General features: G+C 62.4%; 19 protein-coding genes. 13 read left to right on the plus strand and 6 right to left on the minus strand.

The features are described 5' to 3' along the window. The first annotated feature begins 31 nt into the window (after positions 1 to 31). From A3A9_RS0105435 to A3A9_RS0105445, 3 genes are all read left to right on the plus strand, one after another. Positions 32 to 2,224 carry an ABC transporter ATP-binding protein gene (locus tag A3A9_RS0105435; protein WP_027057862.1) on the plus strand — a complete coding sequence of 731 codons (2,193 nt, stop codon included), beginning with the start codon at positions 32 to 34 and terminating at the stop codon, positions 2,222 to 2,224. 153 nt (positions 2,225 to 2,377) lie between these two features. Then, complete coding sequence (locus A3A9_RS0105440) at positions 2,378 to 2,605, plus strand: CopG family transcriptional regulator (protein WP_027057863.1); 228 nt, start codon at positions 2,378 to 2,380, stop codon at positions 2,603 to 2,605. Beyond that, on the plus strand, positions 2,602 to 3,039 hold the full coding sequence (locus A3A9_RS0105445; RefSeq protein WP_027057864.1) for a TA system VapC family ribonuclease toxin: 438 nt from the start codon (positions 2,602 to 2,604) through the stop codon (positions 3,037 to 3,039). Before A3A9_RS0105440 ends, A3A9_RS0105445 begins: the two co-directional genes overlap by 4 nt. On the opposite strand, the gene A3A9_RS0105450 is transcribed toward A3A9_RS0105445, so the two are convergent. Further along, on the minus strand, positions 3,036 to 3,626 hold the full coding sequence (locus A3A9_RS0105450) for a transglycosylase SLT domain-containing protein (RefSeq protein ID WP_027057865.1): 591 nt from the start codon (positions 3,624 to 3,626) through the stop codon (positions 3,036 to 3,038). The genes A3A9_RS0105445 and A3A9_RS0105450 overlap by 4 nt on opposite strands. 217 nt (positions 3,627 to 3,843) lie before the next feature. Between A3A9_RS0105450 and A3A9_RS0105455 the strand changes: the two genes are divergently transcribed. Together A3A9_RS0105455 and A3A9_RS0105460 are read left to right on the plus strand one after the other, a co-directional pair. Then, a complete protein-coding gene (locus tag A3A9_RS0105455; protein WP_027057866.1) occupies positions 3,844 to 5,382 on the plus strand; it encodes a trimethylamine methyltransferase family protein in 1,539 nt (512 codons plus the stop codon). A 57-nt stretch (positions 5,383 to 5,439) separates the two neighbouring features. After that, on the plus strand, positions 5,440 to 7,866 hold the full coding sequence (locus tag A3A9_RS0105460; RefSeq protein WP_027057867.1) for a GcvT family protein: 2,427 nt from the start codon (positions 5,440 to 5,442) through the stop codon (positions 7,864 to 7,866). A 22-nt stretch (positions 7,867 to 7,888) separates the two neighbouring features. Here the strand turns inward: A3A9_RS0105460 and A3A9_RS0105465 are convergent, their stop codons facing one another. After that, positions 7,889 to 8,281, minus strand: a complete 393-nt coding sequence (locus A3A9_RS0105465) for a DoxX family protein (RefSeq protein WP_027057868.1) — start codon at positions 8,279 to 8,281, stop codon at positions 7,889 to 7,891. 202 nt (positions 8,282 to 8,483) lie between these two features. Between A3A9_RS0105465 and A3A9_RS0105470 the strand changes: the two genes are divergently transcribed. Next, complete coding sequence (locus tag A3A9_RS0105470) at positions 8,484 to 8,972, plus strand: hypothetical protein (RefSeq protein WP_027057869.1); 489 nt, start codon at positions 8,484 to 8,486, stop codon at positions 8,970 to 8,972. 95 nt (positions 8,973 to 9,067) lie between these two features. Here A3A9_RS0105470 and A3A9_RS0105475 read toward each other — a convergent pair whose 3' ends face one another. Then, positions 9,068 to 9,844: a VOC family protein gene (locus tag A3A9_RS0105475; RefSeq protein ID WP_027057870.1), complete on the minus strand. Its 777-nt coding sequence runs from the start codon at positions 9,842 to 9,844 to the stop codon at positions 9,068 to 9,070. Between the two features lie 170 nt (positions 9,845 to 10,014). Here A3A9_RS0105475 and A3A9_RS0105480 point away from each other — a divergent pair, with 170 nt between their 5' ends. Continuing rightward, positions 10,015 to 10,707, plus strand: a complete 693-nt coding sequence (locus A3A9_RS0105480) for a gamma-glutamylcyclotransferase (RefSeq protein WP_027057871.1) — start codon at positions 10,015 to 10,017, stop codon at positions 10,705 to 10,707. A gap of 85 nt (positions 10,708 to 10,792) precedes the next feature. On the opposite strand, the gene A3A9_RS0105485 is transcribed toward A3A9_RS0105480, so the two are convergent. After that, a complete protein-coding gene (locus tag A3A9_RS0105485; RefSeq protein ID WP_027057872.1) occupies positions 10,793 to 11,203 on the minus strand; it encodes a hypothetical protein in 411 nt (136 codons plus the stop codon). 254 nt (positions 11,204 to 11,457) lie between these two features. On the opposite strand from A3A9_RS0105485, the gene A3A9_RS0105490 reads away from it, so the two are divergent. The 6 genes from A3A9_RS0105490 (at position 11,458) to A3A9_RS41080 (ending at position 16,833) form a co-directional block, all read left to right on the plus strand. Beyond that, on the plus strand, positions 11,458 to 12,813 hold the full coding sequence (locus A3A9_RS0105490) for an NAD(P)-dependent oxidoreductase (RefSeq protein WP_027057873.1): 1,356 nt from the start codon (positions 11,458 to 11,460) through the stop codon (positions 12,811 to 12,813). A 5-nt stretch (positions 12,814 to 12,818) separates the two neighbouring features. Next, positions 12,819 to 13,658, plus strand: coding sequence for a class I SAM-dependent methyltransferase (locus A3A9_RS0105495; protein WP_027057874.1), 840 nt, complete (start codon positions 12,819 to 12,821; stop codon positions 13,656 to 13,658). A gap of 12 nt (positions 13,659 to 13,670) precedes the next feature. After that, positions 13,671 to 14,984, plus strand: coding sequence for an NAD-dependent dihydropyrimidine dehydrogenase subunit PreA (gene preA / locus A3A9_RS0105500; RefSeq protein ID WP_027057875.1), 1,314 nt, complete (start codon positions 13,671 to 13,673; stop codon positions 14,982 to 14,984). A 416-nt stretch (positions 14,985 to 15,400) separates the two neighbouring features. Beyond that, positions 15,401 to 15,931 carry an RrF2 family transcriptional regulator gene (locus A3A9_RS0105505; protein ID WP_027057876.1) on the plus strand — a complete coding sequence of 177 codons (531 nt, stop codon included), beginning with the start codon at positions 15,401 to 15,403 and terminating at the stop codon, positions 15,929 to 15,931. Positions 15,932 to 15,942: 11 nt separating this feature from the next. Next, positions 15,943 to 16,401, plus strand: coding sequence for a carboxymuconolactone decarboxylase family protein (locus A3A9_RS0105510; protein ID WP_027057877.1), 459 nt, complete (start codon positions 15,943 to 15,945; stop codon positions 16,399 to 16,401). Positions 16,402 to 16,569: 168 nt separating this feature from the next. Continuing rightward, positions 16,570 to 16,833 (plus strand): DoxX family protein, encoded by a 264-nt coding sequence (locus A3A9_RS41080; RefSeq protein WP_343286126.1) that lies wholly within the window; start codon positions 16,570 to 16,572, stop codon positions 16,831 to 16,833. A gap of 39 nt (positions 16,834 to 16,872) precedes the next feature. On the opposite strand, the gene A3A9_RS0105520 is transcribed toward A3A9_RS41080, so the two are convergent. Together A3A9_RS0105520 and A3A9_RS0105525 are read right to left on the minus strand one after the other, a co-directional pair. Next, positions 16,873 to 17,595: an SDR family oxidoreductase gene (locus tag A3A9_RS0105520; protein ID WP_027057878.1), complete on the minus strand. Its 723-nt coding sequence runs from the start codon at positions 17,593 to 17,595 to the stop codon at positions 16,873 to 16,875. Next, positions 17,592 to 18,431 carry an SDR family oxidoreductase gene (locus A3A9_RS0105525; RefSeq protein ID WP_027057879.1) on the minus strand — a complete coding sequence of 280 codons (840 nt, stop codon included), beginning with the start codon at positions 18,429 to 18,431 and terminating at the stop codon, positions 17,592 to 17,594. Before A3A9_RS0105525 ends, A3A9_RS0105520 begins: the two co-directional genes overlap by 4 nt. Positions 18,432 to 18,493: the final 62 nt, after the last annotated feature.

The following is an 18,493-nucleotide window of genomic DNA, read 5'->3' on the forward strand; positions in this document are numbered from 1 at the left end:
GCGTCTGGTAAAATTTGGATTGGAGCGACCCATGAACGAGGCAGTTCGAAATCCCGCAGAACCGATCATCGAGATCGAAAACCTGTCGATCTCCTTCTTCACCCGCAAGGGCGAGATACCGGCGGTCATGGATTTTTCCTGCACGGTCATGCCCGGCGAGGCGATGGGCATTGTCGGTGAATCCGGCTGCGGCAAGTCGACAGTGTCGCTCGGCATCATGCGCGACCTCTCCAACATCGGAAAAATCGTCGGCGGCAAGATCAAGTTCCAGGGCAAGGACATGGGCGAGCTCTCCGACGAGGAACTGCGCGCCATCCGTGGCAACAAGATCGCCATGATCTATCAGGAGCCGATGGCAAGCCTCAATCCGGCGATGAAGATCGGCCAGCAGCTAATGGAAGTGCCGCTGATCCACGACAAGGTGTCGAAGGAAGAAGCCTATAAAAGAGCGGTCGAAATGGTCCGTTCGGTCAAGCTGCCCGATCCCGAGCGCATGATGCGCTCCTATCCGCACCAGCTCTCCGGCGGCCAGCAGCAGCGCATCGTCATTGCCATGGCGCTGCTGTCGAAGCCGGCACTGCTTCTGCTCGACGAGCCGACGACCGCGCTCGACGTGACGGTGGAAGCGGGCATCGTCGAACTGGTCAAGGGGCTGGGCGAGAAGTTCGGCACCTCGATGATCTTCGTGTCGCACAATCTCGGCCTCATCCTCGAGACCTGCGACCGCATCACGGTGATGTATTCGGGCGAGGCGGTGGAGACCGGCAAGATCAAGGACGTGTTCGATCGGATGCGCCATCCCTACACGCAAGGCCTGTTCCGTTCGATCCCGCTGCCGGGCGCCGACAAGAATTCGCGGCCGCTGATTGCCATTCCCGGCCAGTTGCCGCTGCCGCATGAACGGCCCAAGGGCTGCAATTTCGGCCCGCGCTGCCACCATTTCGTCGAGGGCGTCTGTAACGCCGCCGAAATCCCGATGATCGAGGTCGCCGGCCATGACGGCCATTTCTCGCGCTGCGTGCGCTTCAACGAGATCGACTGGGAGGCCCTGCCGCCCGGTGCCAAGAAGGTCAATGAACGCGTCGTGCCCGGCGCGCCGGTGCTCAAGATCGAAGACCTCAGGAAATACTACAAGGTCGGCGGCGGCGAGGTGTTCGGCTCAAGCGAAGGCCGCGTCGTCAAAGCCAACGAGACGATCTCGTTCATGGCGCGCGAATCCGAGACCGTCGCCATTGTCGGCGAATCCGGCTGCGGAAAGTCGACGCTGGCCAAGGTGCTGCTCGGCCTAGAGACGGCAAGTTCTGGCAAGGTCACGCTGGGCAACAAGGAAATCCAGTCGATCGGCATCGAGAAGCGCAGCGTCGACACCGTGTCGTCGATCCAGATGGTGTTCCAGAACCCGTTCGATACGCTGAACCCCAGCCATTCGGTCGGTTCGCAGATCATTCGGACGCTGGAGAAATTCAACGTCGGCAAGACCGTCGCCGACCGCCGCAAGCGGATGCTGGAACTGCTCGACCTGGTGAAGCTGCCGCGCGCCTTCGAGACGCGCAAGCCGCGCCAGCTCTCGGGCGGCCAGAAGCAGCGCATCGGCGTGGCGCGCGCCTTTGCCGGCGACGCCAAGGTGGTGGTGGCTGACGAGCCGGTTTCCGCGCTCGACGTGTCGGTGCAGGCGGCGGTGACTGAACTGCTGATGGACATCCAGCGCAAGAACAAGACGACGATGCTGTTCATCAGCCACGATCTCTCGGTCGTGCGCTACATCGCCGACCGTGTCGTCGTCATGTATCTCGGCTATATCGTCGAGCAAGGCACGACCGACCAGATATTCGCGCCGCCCTATCATCCCTATACGGAGGCACTGCTGTCGGCGATCCCGATCGCCGACACCAGCGTGGTCAAGAAGCACATCGTGCTGGAGGGCGACATCCCGTCGGCGATGAACCCGCCATCCGGCTGTCCGTTCCAGACGCGGTGCGGCTACAAGAAACTGGTGCCGGACAATCTGTGCGAAACCAAGGTGCCGCCGGTGAAGCATCTCGGCGACGGCCATATGAGCCTGTGCTGGCTGTCGGACGATGTGCTGGCGACGATGGAGCCGGTGATCAAGTTCGACAAGGACCACGCCGCGCATGAGGGCGTGCCGGAAGACGCGCAGCATGGCGACGGTCCGGGTTCAGCTAGCGCGCCGCCCGAGCGGCCGCACGGCAAGAAGCCGAGCTGACGGCCAAGAGGAGGCAATGCCATTCGGTGGCGCATTGCCTTCACGGCTCTCGTATCTCACACGTAAAGCAATGACAGGCTACGTTCGCTTGAATATATCCGTATACTGCCCTATTTGATGCGTGATGTTTGATGCGCAGCGAGGAAGCGTGTTGTGAGAACGACGCTTGCAATTGATGACGATGTCCTTCTTGCCGCCAAGGCCATGGCGCGACAGCAGGATCGCAGCGTTGGCGAGGTGATTTCCGATCTGGTTCGCCGGTCCCTGCGCAGGCCGCACGCCGGCGGCGAACGCAACGGCATCCCCTTGCTTTCATCGCGGCCCGATGGCCCGACTGTCGATCTTGAAATGGTCAATGCGCTTCGCGATGAACTGCCGTGAGCTTCCTGCTCGATGTCAATGTCTTGATTGCATTGATCGATCCGGCTCACGTCGCGCATGACGATGCCCATAGGTGGTTCCAATCCACGGGTCATTTATCGTGGGCTACATGTCCCATTACGGAGAATGGCGTCATCAGGATTCTGAGCAACCCAAAATACCCCAATTCTCCGGGTTCGCCTGCTATCGTTGCGCAGATTGTGAGCAAATTGCATGCGCTTTCAGGGCACCATTTCTGGTCCGACGATATCAGTCTCGTCGGTTCCAACGATATCGATACAGCCAGGATCCTAACCTCGGCGCAAATAACGGACACTTATCTGCTGGGACTGGCCAAGGCACGTGACGGCAAGTTGGCGACCTTTGACCGAAAGCTGTCGACAGCCGCAATAGTGGGAGGAAAGCCGATCCTTCACCTGATCCCGAGCAGTTAATTACCGCACTGCCTTAGCTGCGCGTCATAGTCTCGCGCCATCTTCTCCGTCGCCCGGGCATAGCCTTGAACGCCGGCATCGCCGCGGTTGCCGCGGCCATAGGTGGTCCAGCCGAGATAGTAAGCGAGATAGAGATTGTAGGTGTCGGTGCGGGCGATGCCGTAGGTGTCCGCCGTCTTGGAATGATACCAGCCGACGAAGTCGACAGCGTCGGCGAACTTCGTGCGCCGCGCTGCCCAGTTGCCGGTTTCGCGCTGATATTGCGACCAGGTGCCGTCCAGCGCCTGCGAGAAGCCGGTGGCCGTCGAGACGTGCTTCCACGGAATGAAGCCGAGCAGCTTGGTGCGCGGCGGCCGGGCATTGCTCTTGAAGCCGGATTCCTTGCGCACCGTCGCCATCAGCACGGGCACGGGGACGCCATATGTCCGAGAGGCCCGTTCGGCGGCCGACTGCCAATTGTCGAACCAGCCGTCATTCTGGTCGAAGACGGCACAGACATTGTTGATGTGGCTGGGCGCGGTCGCGCAGGCCGAAAGAGCCAGCAGCACACCAACCGCTACAATTTTACTAAAACTCGACCTACGCATTGGATGAGCAATAGGCCGAAATCATAAAAGGAATCTTGCTGTCTCCGTTAACGCTTCGTCGGCCCGAGCGCTCGGGAAAAGGGCATGTTGATATTCCGACGCTCCTTGTCGCTTCTTATAAAAGGGTGCTGCCGAAATGCCGCCTTGGCTAAAATCACGCCTGTAAACGGCGTATTTCTGACAGCTCGCTTTGTTTGCCGAGGCTTTGATGCCTCACATGAACGAGCCAAGACGCAAGCGCGGCGCCGAGCGCACCAGCAACAGGGGGCCAGTGCCCATCCCGCAGCTGCCGCAAAGGCGTGTGACCAATCCCTATCCGCCGATGGCGTTGCTGTCATCAGACCAGATCGAGGCGATCCATCAGGCGTCGATGCACATATTGGAAAATTTCGGCATCGAGGTGATGAGCCCGCGCGCGCTGTCGCTGTTCGAGAAGGCGGGCGCAAAAGTCGATCACGCAACGGCGAATGTCCGCATCGATCGCGGCATGATCGACGAGGCGCTGAAGACGACCCAGTCCAACTATACGCTGACCCCGCGCAATCCGGCCAAGTCAATCCATCTCGGCGGCAACACCATCAACTTCACGCTCGTTGCCGGGCCGCCCAATGTGCACGACATGGAGCGCGGACGCCGTGCCGGCAATCTGCGCGACTATGCCGATCTGACCCGGCTGGCGCAGCATTTCAACTGCGTCCACATGCTTGGCAACCAAGTCTGCGCGCCGGTGGAGCTGCCGGCCAACTCACGCCATCTCGACACCTACTTCACCAATCTGACGCTGACCGACAAGAGTTTCCATGTTTCGGCAATCGGCCGGGGCAGGGCGCTGGACGGCATCGAGATGATGGCGATCGCGCGTGGGCTGACGCTGGACCAGCTGCGCGACGATCCTGGCATTGCCACCATCATCTCGGTCAACTCGCCGCGCCGCTTCGACGAGATGATGGCCGAGGGGCTGATGACGATGGCCGAGTTCGGCCAGTCGGTGGCGGTGACGCCGTTCACGCTGATGGGGGCGATGAGCCCGGTGACGCTTGCGGGTGCTTTGGCACAGCAGAATGCCGAGGCGCTGTTCGGCGTGGTGCTGACGCAACTGGTGCGCCCCGGCGCGCCGGTGATGTACGGCGCCTTCACCTCCAATGTCGACATGAAATCGGGCGCGCCGGCCTTCGGCACGCCGGAGAATACCAAGGCCAATATCGCGTCGGGGCAATTGGCGCGGCGCTACGGGCTGCCCTACCGTACGACGCCGGGCTCAGCCTCCAATGCCGCCGATGCGCAAGGCGCCTATGAGACGCTGATGGCGCTGTGGGGCGCGGTGCTCGGCCACGGCAATCTCGTCTATCACGCCGCCGGCTGGCAGGAGGGCGGGCTGACAGCGTCGTTCGAGAAATTCATCATCGATGTCGAGATGATCCAGCACATGATGGAGTTCCTGCGGCCGATCGTGGTCGACGAGGCCGAGCTTGCCGTCGAAGCGCTGGGCGCGGTGCCGACCGGCGGCCATTTCTTCGGCGAGCCGCACACGCTGGAGCGCTACGCCACCGCCTTTTACCAGCCGATGCTGTCCAACTGGCAGAATTTCGAAGCCTGGCAGGAGGCCGGCAGCCTTGATGCCACCGCGCGCGCGACGCGGCTGTGGAAGAAGGCGCTGGAAGACTATGTCGAGCCGGTGATGGATATCACCGTGCGCGAAGCGCTGGAGGCCTACATGGCCAAGCGCAAGGAAGCGATCGGGCAGGGCGAGCCGTGAAGCCTCCCATCTTGAATCCACTCACCCATCCAACTCACTGATATCAGAGAAAAATCCATGAAATCGCATGCAAAGGTCGTGGTCATTGGCGGCGGTGTCGTCGGGTGTTCCGTGCTGTTCCATCTTGCCCGCCACGGCTGGACAGACGTGGTGCTGCTGGAGCGCGACGAGCTGACTTCAGGTTCGACCTGGCACGCTGCAGGCGGCATGCATACGATCAATGGCGACCCCAACGTCGCCAAGCTGCAGAAATACACGATCAACCTCTACAAGGAGATCGAGGAGCTGTCGGGCCAGGCGACCGGCGTGCACCTGACCGGCGGTGTGCTGCTCGCCGCGACCGAGGCGCGGCTCGACTGGCTGCGCGGTGTCGTCGCCAAGGGGCGCTATCTCGGCATCGAGCTGGAAGAAATCTCGCCCAGGGAGGCGGCCGAACTGATGCCGCTGCTCGATCCCAAGCAGTTCGTCGGCGCCGTCAGAAACAAGGAGGACGGCCATCTCGATCCCTCCGGCGTCACCCATGCCTATGCCAAGGCCGCGCGGAAGCTTGGGGCGGAAGTCGAGCGCTTCACCAAGGTCGAGGACATCGTGCGGCGGCCCGACGGGATGTGGCGCGTCATCACCAACAAGGGCGAGGTGGTGGCCGAGCATGTCGTCAATGCCGGCGGCCTGTGGGCGCGCGAGGTCGGCCGCATGGTCGGGCTCGAACTGCCGGTGCTGGCGATGGAGCACATGTACCTGATCACCGAGGACATGCCGGAAGTCGCTGCCTGGAACGCCAAGACAGGTGAAGAGATCATGCATGCCGTCGACTTCGACGGCGAACTCTATCTGCGCCAGGAGCGTGGCGGCATGCTGATGGGCACCTATGAGAAGGCCAACAAGCCATGGTCCGAATACCAGACACCGTGGAATTTCGGTCATGAACTGCTGGCACCCGATATCGACCGCATCGCGCCCTCGCTGGAGGTCGGGTTCCGGCATTTCCCGGCCTTTCAGAACACCGGTATCAAGCAGATCATCAACGGGCCTTTCACCTTCGCGCCGGATGGTAATCCGCTGGTTGGGCCGGTGCGCGGCCTGCCGGGCTTCTGGGTCGCCTGCGGCGTCATGGCGGGCTTTTCGCAGGGGGGTGGCGTGGGCCTCGCTTTGTCCAACTGGATGATCGAGGGCGACCCCGGCGCCGACATCTGGGCCATGGACGTGGCGCGCTACGGCGACTGGGCGACGATGGCCTATACCAACGCCAAGGTGCGCGAGAACTATTCCAGGCGGTTTTCAATCCGCTTCCCGAATGAGGAACTGCCCGCCGGACGGCCGCTCAAGACCACGCCCGTCTATGATTTGTTGTCGGCGAAGGGGGCGCAGTTTGGCGTAGCCTACGGGCTTGAGGTGCCGCTCTGGTACGCGCCGGAAGGCATCAAGGACGAGTTCTCGTGGCGCCGTTCCAGCGACTTTTCCCATGTCGGCACGGAAGTTGCGACGGTTCGCGACGGCGTCGGCCTGTCGGAGATTTCGAGCTTCGCCAAATACAAGGTGACTGGCGAGGGGGCGGCTGCGTGGCTCGATAAGATGCTTGCCTGCAAGCTGCCGAAGCCCGGCCGCATGACGCTGGCGCCGATGCTGAAGGAAGACGGCAGACTGATCGGCGATTTCACCCTGGCCAATCTGGGGGAGGAAGGCTGGTTCCTCGCCGGTTCCGGCATCGCCGAACAGTACCACATGCGCTGGTTCGAGGCGCATCTGCCCGGAGATGGCTCGGTCCATATCGAGGCGATGGGCGCGAAACTCACTGGCCTTGCGATTGCCGGGCCGAAGGCGCGGGAGGTGCTGGCCAAGGTCAGCCGCGCTGATGTTTCCAACACGGCGTTTCCGTTCATGGCGGTGGCGAAGATGGATGTCGGCATGGCGCCGTGCCTGGTCGGCCGTGTCAGCTACACCGGCGATCTCGGCTACGAGATCTGGGTGGCGCCGGAATACCAGCGCGCCGCGTTCAATGCATTGATGGCAGCCGGCGCGGAGTTCGGCATCGGCCTGTTCGGTTCGCGCGCGCTGAATGCGCTCAGGCTGGAGAAGAACTACGGTTCATGGGGGCGCGAATACCGGCCGATCTACGGACCGCTGGAGGCCGGGCTCGACCGCTTCGTCGCCTATGGCAAGGAGGCGGATTTCATCGGCAAGGCAGCGGCGCTGGCCGAGCGCAAGCAGGGTGGCAAATTGCGGTTGCGGGCGTTCATCGTCGATGCGGACGACGCCGATGTCATCGGCGACGAGCCGATCTGGTTCGGCGGCGCCGTGCGCGGCTGGGTGACGTCGGGCGGCTATGCGCATCATTCGAAAAAGTCGGTTGCTATCGGTTATGTGCCGAAGGAGATCGCCGACGAGAGCGAGGGGTTCGAAATCGAGTTGCTGGGCAAACGCCATGCGGCGCGCATCCAGGCAGCGCCATTGTTCGATGCGAATTTCGAACGGATGCGGGGGTGAGGGCTCACCCCCGTATGGGACCTCAGCCCTTGCCGCGGTTGTCCAGCGCGAAGGCACCGGCGCCGGCGAAGACCAGATAGAGGAAGATGAAGCAGAACGAGATTGCCGCATCGCCGCTGTTGTTGACCGGGAAGAAGTCGCGCGGCATGTGCGCCATGAAGTAGGCGATCGCCATTTCGCCGGCCAGGAGGAATGCCACGGGCCGCGTGAACAGGCCAAGCGCCAAGAGGATGCCGCCGGCGAATTCAAGGATGCCGGCAGCCGTGGTCAGCCCGGTGAGGGCGTGAGGCTGGGCGCTGACGGGGAAGTCGAACAGTTTCTGGCTGCCATGCTCGACGAACTGCAGCGCGGTCATGATGCGCAGCACGCCGAGCGCCTGCGGCTGGTATCTGGAAAGGCCTTCAAAAAGCTTCATCTGAAACTCCATTTTCACCCTCCCGGCCCGGCCATAGATTATCGCCGGGCCATGGACCATTCACTTCCCATGGCATGCCATCAACAATCGGTGATTGGAAATGTTCCCCGGTTTGACCTTTCATAGCGCTCTCTCCAGGGTTGTATTTATATCGCTATGGTTGTATTGTTATGAGCGCACCAAGAATGGGATTTCCGCTGCCATGAAAAAAGTCGTCATCAGCCTGTTCGCACTCCTTGCAGGCACCAGCTTGGCCATGGCGGAGGACGCCGGCTGCGAGGCCTTCAAATGGCCGGTCACGCGCGAACAGGCGCTGTTTGCCGCACCGCCAGCAACGCCGTCCGGAGCGACGCTGGCGGTGGGGGCTGCCGCGGATCTGGCATTGGTCCCTACGGAGAAAGCCGGTTTCACGCTACCGCCCGAACATGCTCCCCCAGCAGACACGTTCGGTGCGGTCGCCAGCGTGCAGGTGCCGGCCGAGGGGGCCATTCAGATCAGCCTGTCGGGTGAGGCCTGGATCGATGTGATCCAGGACGGCAAAGCCGTCAAATCGGTAGGCTACAGCGGCGTGAAAACCTGCCCGGGTATCCGCAAAAGCGTGCGTTTCAAGCTCGCGGCCGGCCCGGCCACCGTCCAGTTCAGTGGCGCGAAAAAGGCTGAGCTCAAGGTCGCGGTGCTGACGCCGGAGTAAGCAGTCCGGGGTAGACGGAGAGCGCTGCTCTCGTGCCCGACGTCTCCCCCACCTTGGGGGAGACCGATCGTTGCGGTGGCTTTGCCAGGACAGTGTTATCGCATTGGCGCCAGAAGCGCGAAATACGCGCCTTGCGGATCTTGGCATTGCACGATCCATTGGCCGGTCGGCACCGCCATCGGACCCATGACGAGCTTGCCGCCATTGTCGGTGATGCGTTTGGTCGCGGCGTCGATGGCGGCGACGTTGAAGTAGAACAGCCACACGGGAACGGCGAGCTGCGGCGGTTTGTTCATAATGCCGCCGCCTGATTCAGGACCCGCCTTGAAGGTCTGGTAGACACCCATTTCACCGATATCGAAATCGCCTGCGCTGGTCCAGCCGAACTGGCCCGAATAGAAGTCGAACGCAGCCTGCCGGTCCGAGGCGTAGAGCTCGTGCCAACCGACATGGCCTGGCGTCGTGGACGGCAGGGTCGGCTGATCGGCGAGATTGGGCTGCAGGAACATGAAGGTCGCACCTTGCGGGTCCGCCACGACGGAGAAGCGGCCGACACCAGGGATATCGTCGGGCTGGCGGTGCACAGCTCCGCCGGCGGCCTTCACCGCCTCCGTCGAGGCATCGACATCTCTCGTGTGGATATAGCCGACCCAGGCCGGCGGCATACCCATCTTGGCGGCGTCATCGGGCATCGTCATCAGCCCGCCGACGCCGCGTTCGGCGGAATTTACAACGATATAGCGCGGCATGCCCGGCGCCTTGTCGAAAGGTTCGGCCGTCCAGCCGACAACCTTGGTGTAGAAGGCTTCGGCGGCGTCGAGGTCTGTTGTCATCAGCTCGTACCAGAAGAAGGGCATCGGGGATTTTGCCATGGTCGGTCTCCTCACCGTTCAGCATCGATCGTTGTCCGATCCTTCCAAGGACGATCCTGGCGATGGAAATCCGACAATCGCCCGAACAATAATGTAGGCCCATGACGGGTGTTCCCGGTTGCGCAGCCAGCCCTTTTCAATTTCTCTGGCGGAAGAGGGATTGTCGTTTCATGCGCCTTATTTCGCTCACGCCTGAGCTTGTCGCACTGTGCCACAGGGAGGAGGCCGATCCCGGCCCGGATCCGAGCTGGACGCAGCTGAACGACGAGGATTTCCGGACCCTTGCGATGCGGCTTGCCGCTGAGGCGGATGCGGGGCCGCTCTGGGTGTTCGCCTATGGCTCGCTGATCTGGAAGCCGGAATTCGAATCGGTCGAGCAACAGCTCGCCACGGCCTTCGGCTGGCATCGCTCCTTCTGCCTTGACATGGTGCGTTGGCGCGGCAGTGCCGCGCAGCCGGGCCTGATGATGGCGCTCGAACGCGGCGGATGCTGCAACGGGGTGATCTACCGTTTGCCGGAGGGCGAAAAACCGGCCCAGATCGAAAGGTTGTTAAGGCGCGAGATCAGCGACCACGAGAGCATCAGCTCGGTCCGGTGGCTGCCGGTGCATACGGCGCAAGGCGCGCCGCGGGCGCTCGGTTTCTGGGTTGGCGTGAAGGGCAGGGGGACATCACCGAACCAGCCACTGGACAAGGTGGCAAGCGTGTTGGCCAGGGCCTGCGGGCATATCGGCTCCGGCGCGGAATATCTCTACAACACCGTCAGCCATCTCGAAGCGTTCGGCATCCATGACCGCAATCTGTGGCGTTTGCAGGAACTGGTGGCGGATGAGGTCAAAGCAATCCATCGAGGCGCACTCTGATATCCGCTCCGAGCCGAGTGGAGGCAGGCCACACAATCCCAGGTCTGTCCCGCCGCCTGGAGCAGTTGTTGCTTTCAACGGACAATCAAATCCATGCGACTAAAGCTTCACGAGCAATCACCTCAACCGTGCATTCGAGGCTGAGCAACAGAAAATGCGAGCAGCCGTCTGTTGGGCCCGGGATTGATCGCAACCAATGCGAGTTTTCCACTCGCAGGATAGGCCACCTGTAGGTGTTTTGGGCGCCAGAATCTATCAACGGGATCGAGTTGCCATCGCGGACATGCGCCAACCCCAGCATGTCATCATGAGCCGAAAGGACCAGCACTCCATGAAAGTCGATCTTGAGGGTCCGTTCGGCCGTCCCAACAAAGAAGTCGCCTTCGACGGTCAGTTCAAAGTAATTGTCGGATTTCAGACGCCACACCTGACAGGCAGCCTGAGGTAGATCATCCACAGGCTCCCAACGCTGAACCGTTTCCTGATCATAGGTCATCACCGTCTCCGTCTGTGTAAAACCGCATTATGATCAAGCGCCTATCATTTCGCGCGGGCCTCGAACAGCTTGCCGCTATTTTGACGTTCAAGCACGCACGACCCTTTTGAGAAGGCGCGATGAACAACAATAACATGAGTAAAAAAATCATGTTATTGTTTAGCCTTTTCAATGCCTTACGCCGAAAATTGACCAATTGATAAAAAAATAAAACGTGCTAGCCTTCCCCAAAACGAAAACATGGGGAACTGACGATGCCAGAAGGCCAGTTCAAAGAGGGTATTGTCGGCGGGCGGCTCGCGGCCGACCAATACGCGGACAATTTTTCCGACCTGCATCCGCCGCTCGATCATCACGAGGCGCTGGTCGAATCCGACCGCTGCTATTTCTGCTACGACGCGCCGTGCATGAATGCATGCCCGACCTCGATCGACATCCCGCTGTTCATTCGCCAGATCTCGACCGGCAATCCGATCGGCTCGGCCAAGACCATCTTCGACCAGAATATCCTTGGCGGCATGTGCGCCCGCGTCTGCCCGACCGAGACGCTGTGCGAAGAGGTCTGCGTGCGCGAGGTGGCGGAAGGCAAGCCGGTGCAGATCGGCCGCCTGCAGCGCTACGCCACCGATGTCGCCATGGCCGAGAACAAGCAGTTTTATCCGCGCCCGGAGCCAACCGGCAAGACGGTTGCCGTGGTCGGCGCCGGCCCGGCCGGCCTTGCCGCCGCGCACCGGCTCGCCCGTCATGGCCATGACGTGACCATCCTGGAAGCGCGGCCGAAGGCCGGCGGCCTCAACGAATACGGCATCGCCGCCTATAAGAGCGTCGACAATTTCGCCCAGGCCGAGGTCGATTATGTCACCTCGATCGGCGGCATCGACATCCAGAACGGCAAGGCGCTCGGCCGCGACTACCAGCTCTCCGACCTGATCCGCAATTACGACGCGGTGTTCCTCGGCATGGGGCTGGGTGGCGTCAATGCGTTGCGCGCCGATGGCGAGGATGCCGCCGGTGTCACCAATGCGGTGGAGTTCATTGCCGAGCTGCGCCAGGCCAGCGATCTCTCCGGCCTGCCGGTCGGCCGCCGTGTCGTCGTCATCGGCGGCGGCATGACGGCGATCGATGCGGCCGTGCAGTCGAAGCTGCTCGGCGCCGAGGAGGTGACAATCTGCTACCGGCGCGGCCAGGAGCATATGAACGCCTCCGGGTTCGAGCAGGATCTTGCCGCCGCCAACGGCGTCACCATCCGCCACTGGCTGCAGCCAAAGCGGGTTGTCGCTGAAGGCGGCAAGGTGAGCGCCATCGAACTCGAATACACAGCCATGAACGGCGACAGGCTTGCCGGCACCGGCGAGACGCTGACGCTTGTCGCCGACCAGGTTTTCAAGGCGATCGGCCAGAGCTTTGTCCCGGCTGCCCTCAACGGCAGCGGCGCGTCGATCGAGCTCGAAGCCGGCCGCATCAAGGTCGATGCCGAAGGGCGCACCTCGCTGGCCAAGGTCTGGGCTGGCGGCGATTGCATCTTCGGCGGCGACGACCTGACGGTTTCGGCAGTGGCGCAAGGCCGCGATGCCGCGGAAAGCATCAACAGGAGTCTGATGCAGGGATAGGGATCATGGCCACGGTGGAACCGGGCATCGCCCGTCACTACGAGGTATCGGACCTGGAGCAGCGGATCCTTTCCGTGCTTGCCGACAGGGGCGTGGACATTGCCAATCTGCGTGCCAGCGATCTCGAAGCTGTCGACGAATTCCACATTGGCGGTGTGGTCGCCACGAGGGAACTCGTCAATCAGATGGGGCTGAAGCCAGGGTCCAGGCTGCTCGACATCGGCTCGGGCGTCGGCGGTCCGGCACGTTTCGTCGCCTCGACCGGCGATGTCGACGTCACCGGCATCGATCTTACGCAAAGCTATGTCGACATCGCGACCAGCCTGTCGAACCGAACCGGTATGACCGGCACGACGCACTTCGTGCAAGGCAGCGCGCTGGACATGCCGTTCGACAATGCCAGCTTCGATGCGGCCATGATCCTGCATGTCGGCATGAACCTTCCCGACAAAGCGAAGCTGATGAGCGAGGCGGCGCGTGTGCTCAAGCTGGGCGGCATCTTTGCCGTCTATGATGTGATGCGCCTGAAAGACGGGGCGCTGACCTTTCCGCTGCCATGGGCATCGGACGAGAGCATGTCGTTCGTCTCGACGCCGGACGACTACCGTTCGGCTGCCACGGCTGCGGGCTTTTCCGTTATCGAAGAACGCCCTCGTGGCGCCTTCGCCATCGATTTCTTCGCCTCGGTCCGCGCCGGCATGGCCGCCGCGCAGGCAGAAGGCAGGACGCCGCCCAATGTCGGGCTTATCATGGGCGAGAACGCCCGCGCCAAGATCGCCAATCTCACCGCCGCGCTTGAAGGCGGCATTCTCGCACCCGTCGAATTGATCCTTCGTTTCGGCTGAAAGGGACCTGTCATGGCAGACATCCGCAACAATTTCGTCGGCATCAAATCGCCCAATCCATTCTGGCTGGCCTCGGCGCCGCCGACCGACAAGGCCTACAACGTCATCCGTGCCTTCAAGGCAGGGTGGGGCGGCGTGGTGTGGAAGACGCTGGGCGAGGAAGGCCCGCCTGTCGTCAACGTCAACGGCCCGCGCTATGGCGCGATCTGGGGCGCCGACCGGCGCCTTCTCGGCCTCAACAATATCGAGCTGATCACCGACCGCGACCTGCAGACCAATCTGCGCGAGATGAAGCAGGTCAAGATGGACTGGCCGGACCGGGCGCTGATCGCCTCGATCATGGTTCCCTGCGAGGAGGCGAGCTGGAAAGCCATCCTGCCGCTGGTCGAGGAAACCAACGCCGACGGCATCGAGCTCAATTTCGGCTGTCCGCATGGCATGTCGGAGCGCGGCATGGGCGCCGCCGTCGGCCAGGTGCCGGAATACATCGAAATGGTGGTGCGCTGGTGCAAGCAGTACACGCGCATGCCGGTCATCACCAAGCTGACGCCCAACATCACCGATATCCGCAAGCCCGCGCGCGCCGCCCATGCCGGCGGCACCGACGCGGTGTCGCTGATCAACACCATCAACTCGATCACCGGCGTCGATCTCGACAGTTTCGCGCCGATGCCGACGATTGACGGCAAAGGCTCGCATGGCGGCTATTGCGGTCCGGCGGTGAAGCCGATCGCCATGAACATGGTTGCCGAAATCGCGCGTGATCCGGAAACGCGTGGCCTGCCGATCTCGGGCATTGGCGGCATCACCACATGGCGCGACGCGGCCGAATTCCTGGCCCTTGGCGCCGGCAACGTGCAGGTCTGCACGGCGGCGATGACTTATGGCTTCAAGATCGTGCAGGAGATGATCGCCGGCCTGGAAAACTGGATGGACGAGAAAGGCCACCGCACGCTCGACGATGTCATCGGCCGCGCCACGCCCAACGTCACCGACTGGCAGTATCTCAACCTCAATTACATCGCCAAGGCGCGTATCGACCAGGACGCCTGCATCAAATGCGGCCGCTGCCACATCGCGTGCGAGGATACTTCGCACCAGGCGATCACCAACATGGTCGATGGCGTCAGGCATTTCGAGGTGATCGAGGCCGAGTGTGTCGGCTGTAATCTGTGCGTCAATGTCTGCCCGGTCGACAATTGCATCACCATGGAGCCGCTGGCCGTCGGCGCGATCGATCAGCGCACCGGCAAGCCGGTGTCGCCGATCTACGCCAACTGGACCACGCATCCAAACAACCCGATGGCCAAGGTGGCCGCGGAGTAGAGTTTCCGCCCGAGGATTACCTCAATCGCCCCGTGCCTTGGTATGGGGCGATTTCGTGTGGCGCGAGATGCTTCGATTTCAGAGGTCAGCGCCGCCCCTCATCCGCCCTTCGGGCACCTTCTCCCCGTGAACGGGGAGAAGGCAAGCTGCGGCGCCCTTGGCGCCTTTTCTTGCGACGTTGGTAGTTGGCGAATTCATCGATGACGCCGTCTTTCGCCCCGTTTACGGGGAGAAATGCCCGGCAGGGCAATGAGGGGCAGCGCTAACCTCGAAGGAATGCGCGGCGAATCCCTTAGCTTCTCGCACCACCGTCGGCACAACAAATCATCATCGCGACTATATGGATTTCCGCACCTCCCTATTGCAGATAAAATTTATCCACGATAAAAGATATCCATGCATAGGAGGCCGGCACCATGAAGCTGGGTGAGGGCGTTGAAGCGGCCATCCACTGCGCGGCGACGCTGGCGAGCGTCGAGGGCAACAGCACCATGCCGGGTGCTGCTCTTGCTGAGTCCTTTGGCCTGTCGCCGAGCTATCTCCTGAAGCATCTCAACATGCTGACCGCCGCGCGCATCCTGGAGTCGGTGCCGGGTCCGGCGGGCGGCTATCGTCTCGCACGGCCGGCCGAACGCATCACGCTGCTCGACATCGTGTTGGCTATCGAAGGGCGCGAACCGGCGTTTCGTTGCGGCGAGATCCGTCGCAACGGTCCGGTCAAGCTCGATGCCTCGGCCTATGTCAAACCCTGCGGCATCAATGCCGCGATGCTCCGGGCTGAGCGCGCCTATCGGGCAGCGCTCGCCGAAACAAAGCTGTCCGACATCGCGGCGGACTACGCGGCGGAAGGCGATCCGAGATCGTTCGCCGCGAGCTGCGCCTTTGTCGCACGCCACCAGCGGCCGCAGAAATCCAGTTCAACCCCGCAAAACCCAAAGCAGATGTAAAGGACATCAAGATGAAACAGAGGATGCAATTTTTCGCCAAGGCGCCCGAAATCATGAAAGCGGTGTCGGCGCTCAACAAGGCGGTCGACGAATGCGGGCTCGAGGTCAGCCTGCTGCACCTGATCAAGCTCAGGGCCTCGCAGATCAATGGCTGTTCCTTTTGTGTCGAGATGCACAGCCGCGAGGCGCGGCGCGACGGAGTAACCGAGCAGCGGCTCTATCTCGTGGCGGCCTGGAAGGAATCGCCGCTGTTTTCCCAACGCGAGCGCGCCGCCTTCGCCTGGACCGAGGCGGTGACCCTGATTGCCAACAATGGCGTGTCGGATGAGCTTTATGCCCGCACGCTGGAGCATTTCTCGGAAGAGGAGCTGGTCAAGCTGTCGGTGGCGCTCGGCATGATCAACACCTGGAATCGGCTGTGCATTCCGTTCCACGCCATTCACCCGGTCGACAAGGCCAAAGCCGCGTAACCCGCGAGAACCGGCGCGCGGGCTCCAGCTTCGCGCGCCTTTTTGGAATGAAGACCATTACCGCGAATTTTGAGAATTAGATTCTGTTGGCCACCCGTCTGCTGATAGGAGAAGCCTTTGTCTTCTCCGGCCTGCGCAAGCTTCCGAATATGGCTTCCTGACCCGGCTATGGCAAGCCGCGGCGTGCCGCAGGCGCGGCTGATGCTGTGGGCCGGTGTCGTCCTGCAGATCGTTGCCGGCGCGCTGGTGATCGCGGGCATCTGGACCTCCCTGGCAGCCGGGTGCCTGATCCTGTTTCTGATCGTTGCCACGCCGATGTTCCACAATTTCTGGGATTACCAGGGCCCGGAACGGGCCACGCGTATCGACGGCATCATCGTCAACATCGCGCTGACCGGTGGATTCCTGGCGCTGATGGCGCAACAGCTCTGACAGGTGCGGCGGCGGCTCGAGCCGCCGCCTTTGTCTGGTCTAGGCCGCGAACCGCAACCCGCCATCGCAAGTCAGCACCTGGCCGGTCATGAAGCCGTTGGAAACGAGGAAGGCTATCGCCGAGGCGACGTCCTCGGCATGGCCGATCCTGCCAACGGGCGTTTTGCCGGCATATTCGGCGAAGGCCGCCTGCCGCTGCTCGTCGGGCAAAAAATCCCACCATGGCGTGTCGATGACGCCGGGCGCGACGACGTTGACGCGCAGCGGCTTCAACTCGACCGCCAGGATCGGCGTCACGGTCAAAAGCATGCCGTTGACGGCACCGATGCCGGCAACGCCGGGCATGGTGACCTGAGCCGACACTGCCGATATGAAGGTGACCGATCCGGATTTGTTGAGCGTCGGCAAGGCGGCCTGCAGGCAGGACAGTTGCGGCCGTACCTTCTCCTCGACGCCGCTGCCGATATCGGCCAGGTCGAGCGTCGCGAAGGGACCAAGGCCCTTGCCGCCGCTGGCGGCCAGGACGAGGTGGTCGAACGGGCCGAGGCGCTCGAAGAACTGGCGGACCTCGTCCGGCTTCGACGCATCGAATGCGGCCTTGTCGGCGGCGCCGCCGAGGCTTTTCCAGGCGCTGTTGAGCTTGTCCTGGTTGCGCCCGGTGATCGTCACCTTCATGCCAGGCCCAATCAGCTTGCGCGCGGTTGCCAGGCCGATGCCGGACGAGCCGCCGATGATGACTGTGTGTTCGGTTCTGTCGGTCATGAATTCTGTTCCTTCTTTTCCGGGGAAGCCAGCCCGACAAGGTCGAGGCTCAGGCTTCGCAATTGTTGTCTTGCCTTGGCGTCGTAGGCCTGGGCATCGGCGCGGGATTCGCGCAGGCCGTCGAAATAGAGGCCGCTGGGGCCTTCGAGGGCAGATGAGGTTGCGAGGTTGACGATGGCTTCGGCGCCGGTCTCCACTGAGCTCCATGGCGTCACGCCGGCCTGGCGGACCATGGTGGTGTTCATGTAGCTTGCAGGATGCAGCGCGTTGACGGTGACCCCGGTGCCCTTCAACTGTTCCGCCAGATCGACGGTGAACAGGATCTGCGCCAGCTTGCTCTGGCAGTAGGCGCGCACGCCGCTATAGCCATGGGTCAGCATCACATCGCTGAAGTCGATCGCCTGCTGGCCGGCCGAAGCAACGTTGACGATGCGCGCCGGAGCGCTCGCCTTCAGCAATGGCAGAAGTTCCGAGGTCAGCAGGAAGCCGGCGAGATAGTTGACGGCGAAGCGCAGTTCGTAACCGTCGGCGCTGATCTGTCTCTTGGCGCCAGCCGTGCCGATGCCGGCATTGTTGATGAGGATATCGAGCCGGTCCGTTCGGGCACGCACGGCCTCGGCGAGGCGGCGTACCTCGGCCAGCGAGGCGAGGTCGGCGGCGAAGAACTCGGCCTTGCCGCCGGCGGCTTCGATTTCGGTAACCGCTGTCTTGCCGCGCGCCGCATCGCGGCCGTGCACCAGCACGCGGGCGCCGGCGGCACCCAGTCTTTGCGCTACGACGCGGCCGACGCCGTCGGTCGAGCCCGTGATGAGGATTGTCTTGTCTTTCAGGTCCATGTCCGGAGCCTCCTGTCTGTTGCTCCAGACGCAAGATGGGACGTCCGGCCGGTCTCAAACAG

Source organism: Mesorhizobium loti CJ3sym, from assembly GCF_000472785.1.
In the GTDB taxonomy this organism is placed as follows: domain Bacteria; phylum Pseudomonadota; class Alphaproteobacteria; order Rhizobiales; family Rhizobiaceae; genus Mesorhizobium; species Mesorhizobium loti_E.

Bases quoted from the DNA above. Each gene is read 5' to 3' on its own strand.
- A3A9_RS0105435 (WP_027057862.1), top strand. From the start codon at position 32: ATGAACGAGGCAGTTCGAAATCCCGCAGAACCGATCATCGAGATCGAA.
- A3A9_RS0105450 (WP_027057865.1), bottom strand. From the start codon at position 3,626: ATGCGTAGGTCGAGTTTTAGTAAAATTGTAGCGGTTGGTGTGCTGCTG.
- A3A9_RS0105455 (WP_027057866.1), top strand. From the start codon at position 3,844: ATGAACGAGCCAAGACGCAAGCGCGGCGCCGAGCGCACCAGCAACAGG.
- A3A9_RS0105460 (WP_027057867.1), top strand. From the start codon at position 5,440: ATGAAATCGCATGCAAAGGTCGTGGTCATTGGCGGCGGTGTCGTCGGG.
- A3A9_RS0105465 (WP_027057868.1), bottom strand. From the start codon at position 8,281: ATGAAGCTTTTTGAAGGCCTTTCCAGATACCAGCCGCAGGCGCTCGGC.
- A3A9_RS0105470 (WP_027057869.1), top strand. From the start codon at position 8,484: ATGAAAAAAGTCGTCATCAGCCTGTTCGCACTCCTTGCAGGCACCAGC.
- A3A9_RS0105475 (WP_027057870.1), bottom strand. From the start codon at position 9,844: ATGGCAAAATCCCCGATGCCCTTCTTCTGGTACGAGCTGATGACAACA.
- A3A9_RS0105480 (WP_027057871.1), top strand. From the start codon at position 10,015: ATGCGCCTTATTTCGCTCACGCCTGAGCTTGTCGCACTGTGCCACAGG.
- A3A9_RS0105485 (WP_027057872.1), bottom strand. From the start codon at position 11,203: ATGACCTATGATCAGGAAACGGTTCAGCGTTGGGAGCCTGTGGATGAT.
- A3A9_RS0105490 (WP_027057873.1), top strand. From the start codon at position 11,458: ATGCCAGAAGGCCAGTTCAAAGAGGGTATTGTCGGCGGGCGGCTCGCG.
- A3A9_RS0105495 (WP_027057874.1), top strand. From the start codon at position 12,819: ATGGCCACGGTGGAACCGGGCATCGCCCGTCACTACGAGGTATCGGAC.
- preA (WP_027057875.1), top strand. From the start codon at position 13,671: ATGGCAGACATCCGCAACAATTTCGTCGGCATCAAATCGCCCAATCCA.
- A3A9_RS0105505 (WP_027057876.1), top strand. From the start codon at position 15,401: ATGAAGCTGGGTGAGGGCGTTGAAGCGGCCATCCACTGCGCGGCGACG.
- A3A9_RS0105510 (WP_027057877.1), top strand. From the start codon at position 15,943: ATGAAACAGAGGATGCAATTTTTCGCCAAGGCGCCCGAAATCATGAAA.
- A3A9_RS41080 (WP_343286126.1), top strand. From the start codon at position 16,570: ATGGCAAGCCGCGGCGTGCCGCAGGCGCGGCTGATGCTGTGGGCCGGT.
- A3A9_RS0105520 (WP_027057878.1), bottom strand. From the start codon at position 17,595: ATGACCGACAGAACCGAACACACAGTCATCATCGGCGGCTCGTCCGGC.
- A3A9_RS0105525 (WP_027057879.1), bottom strand. From the start codon at position 18,431: ATGGACCTGAAAGACAAGACAATCCTCATCACGGGCTCGACCGACGGC.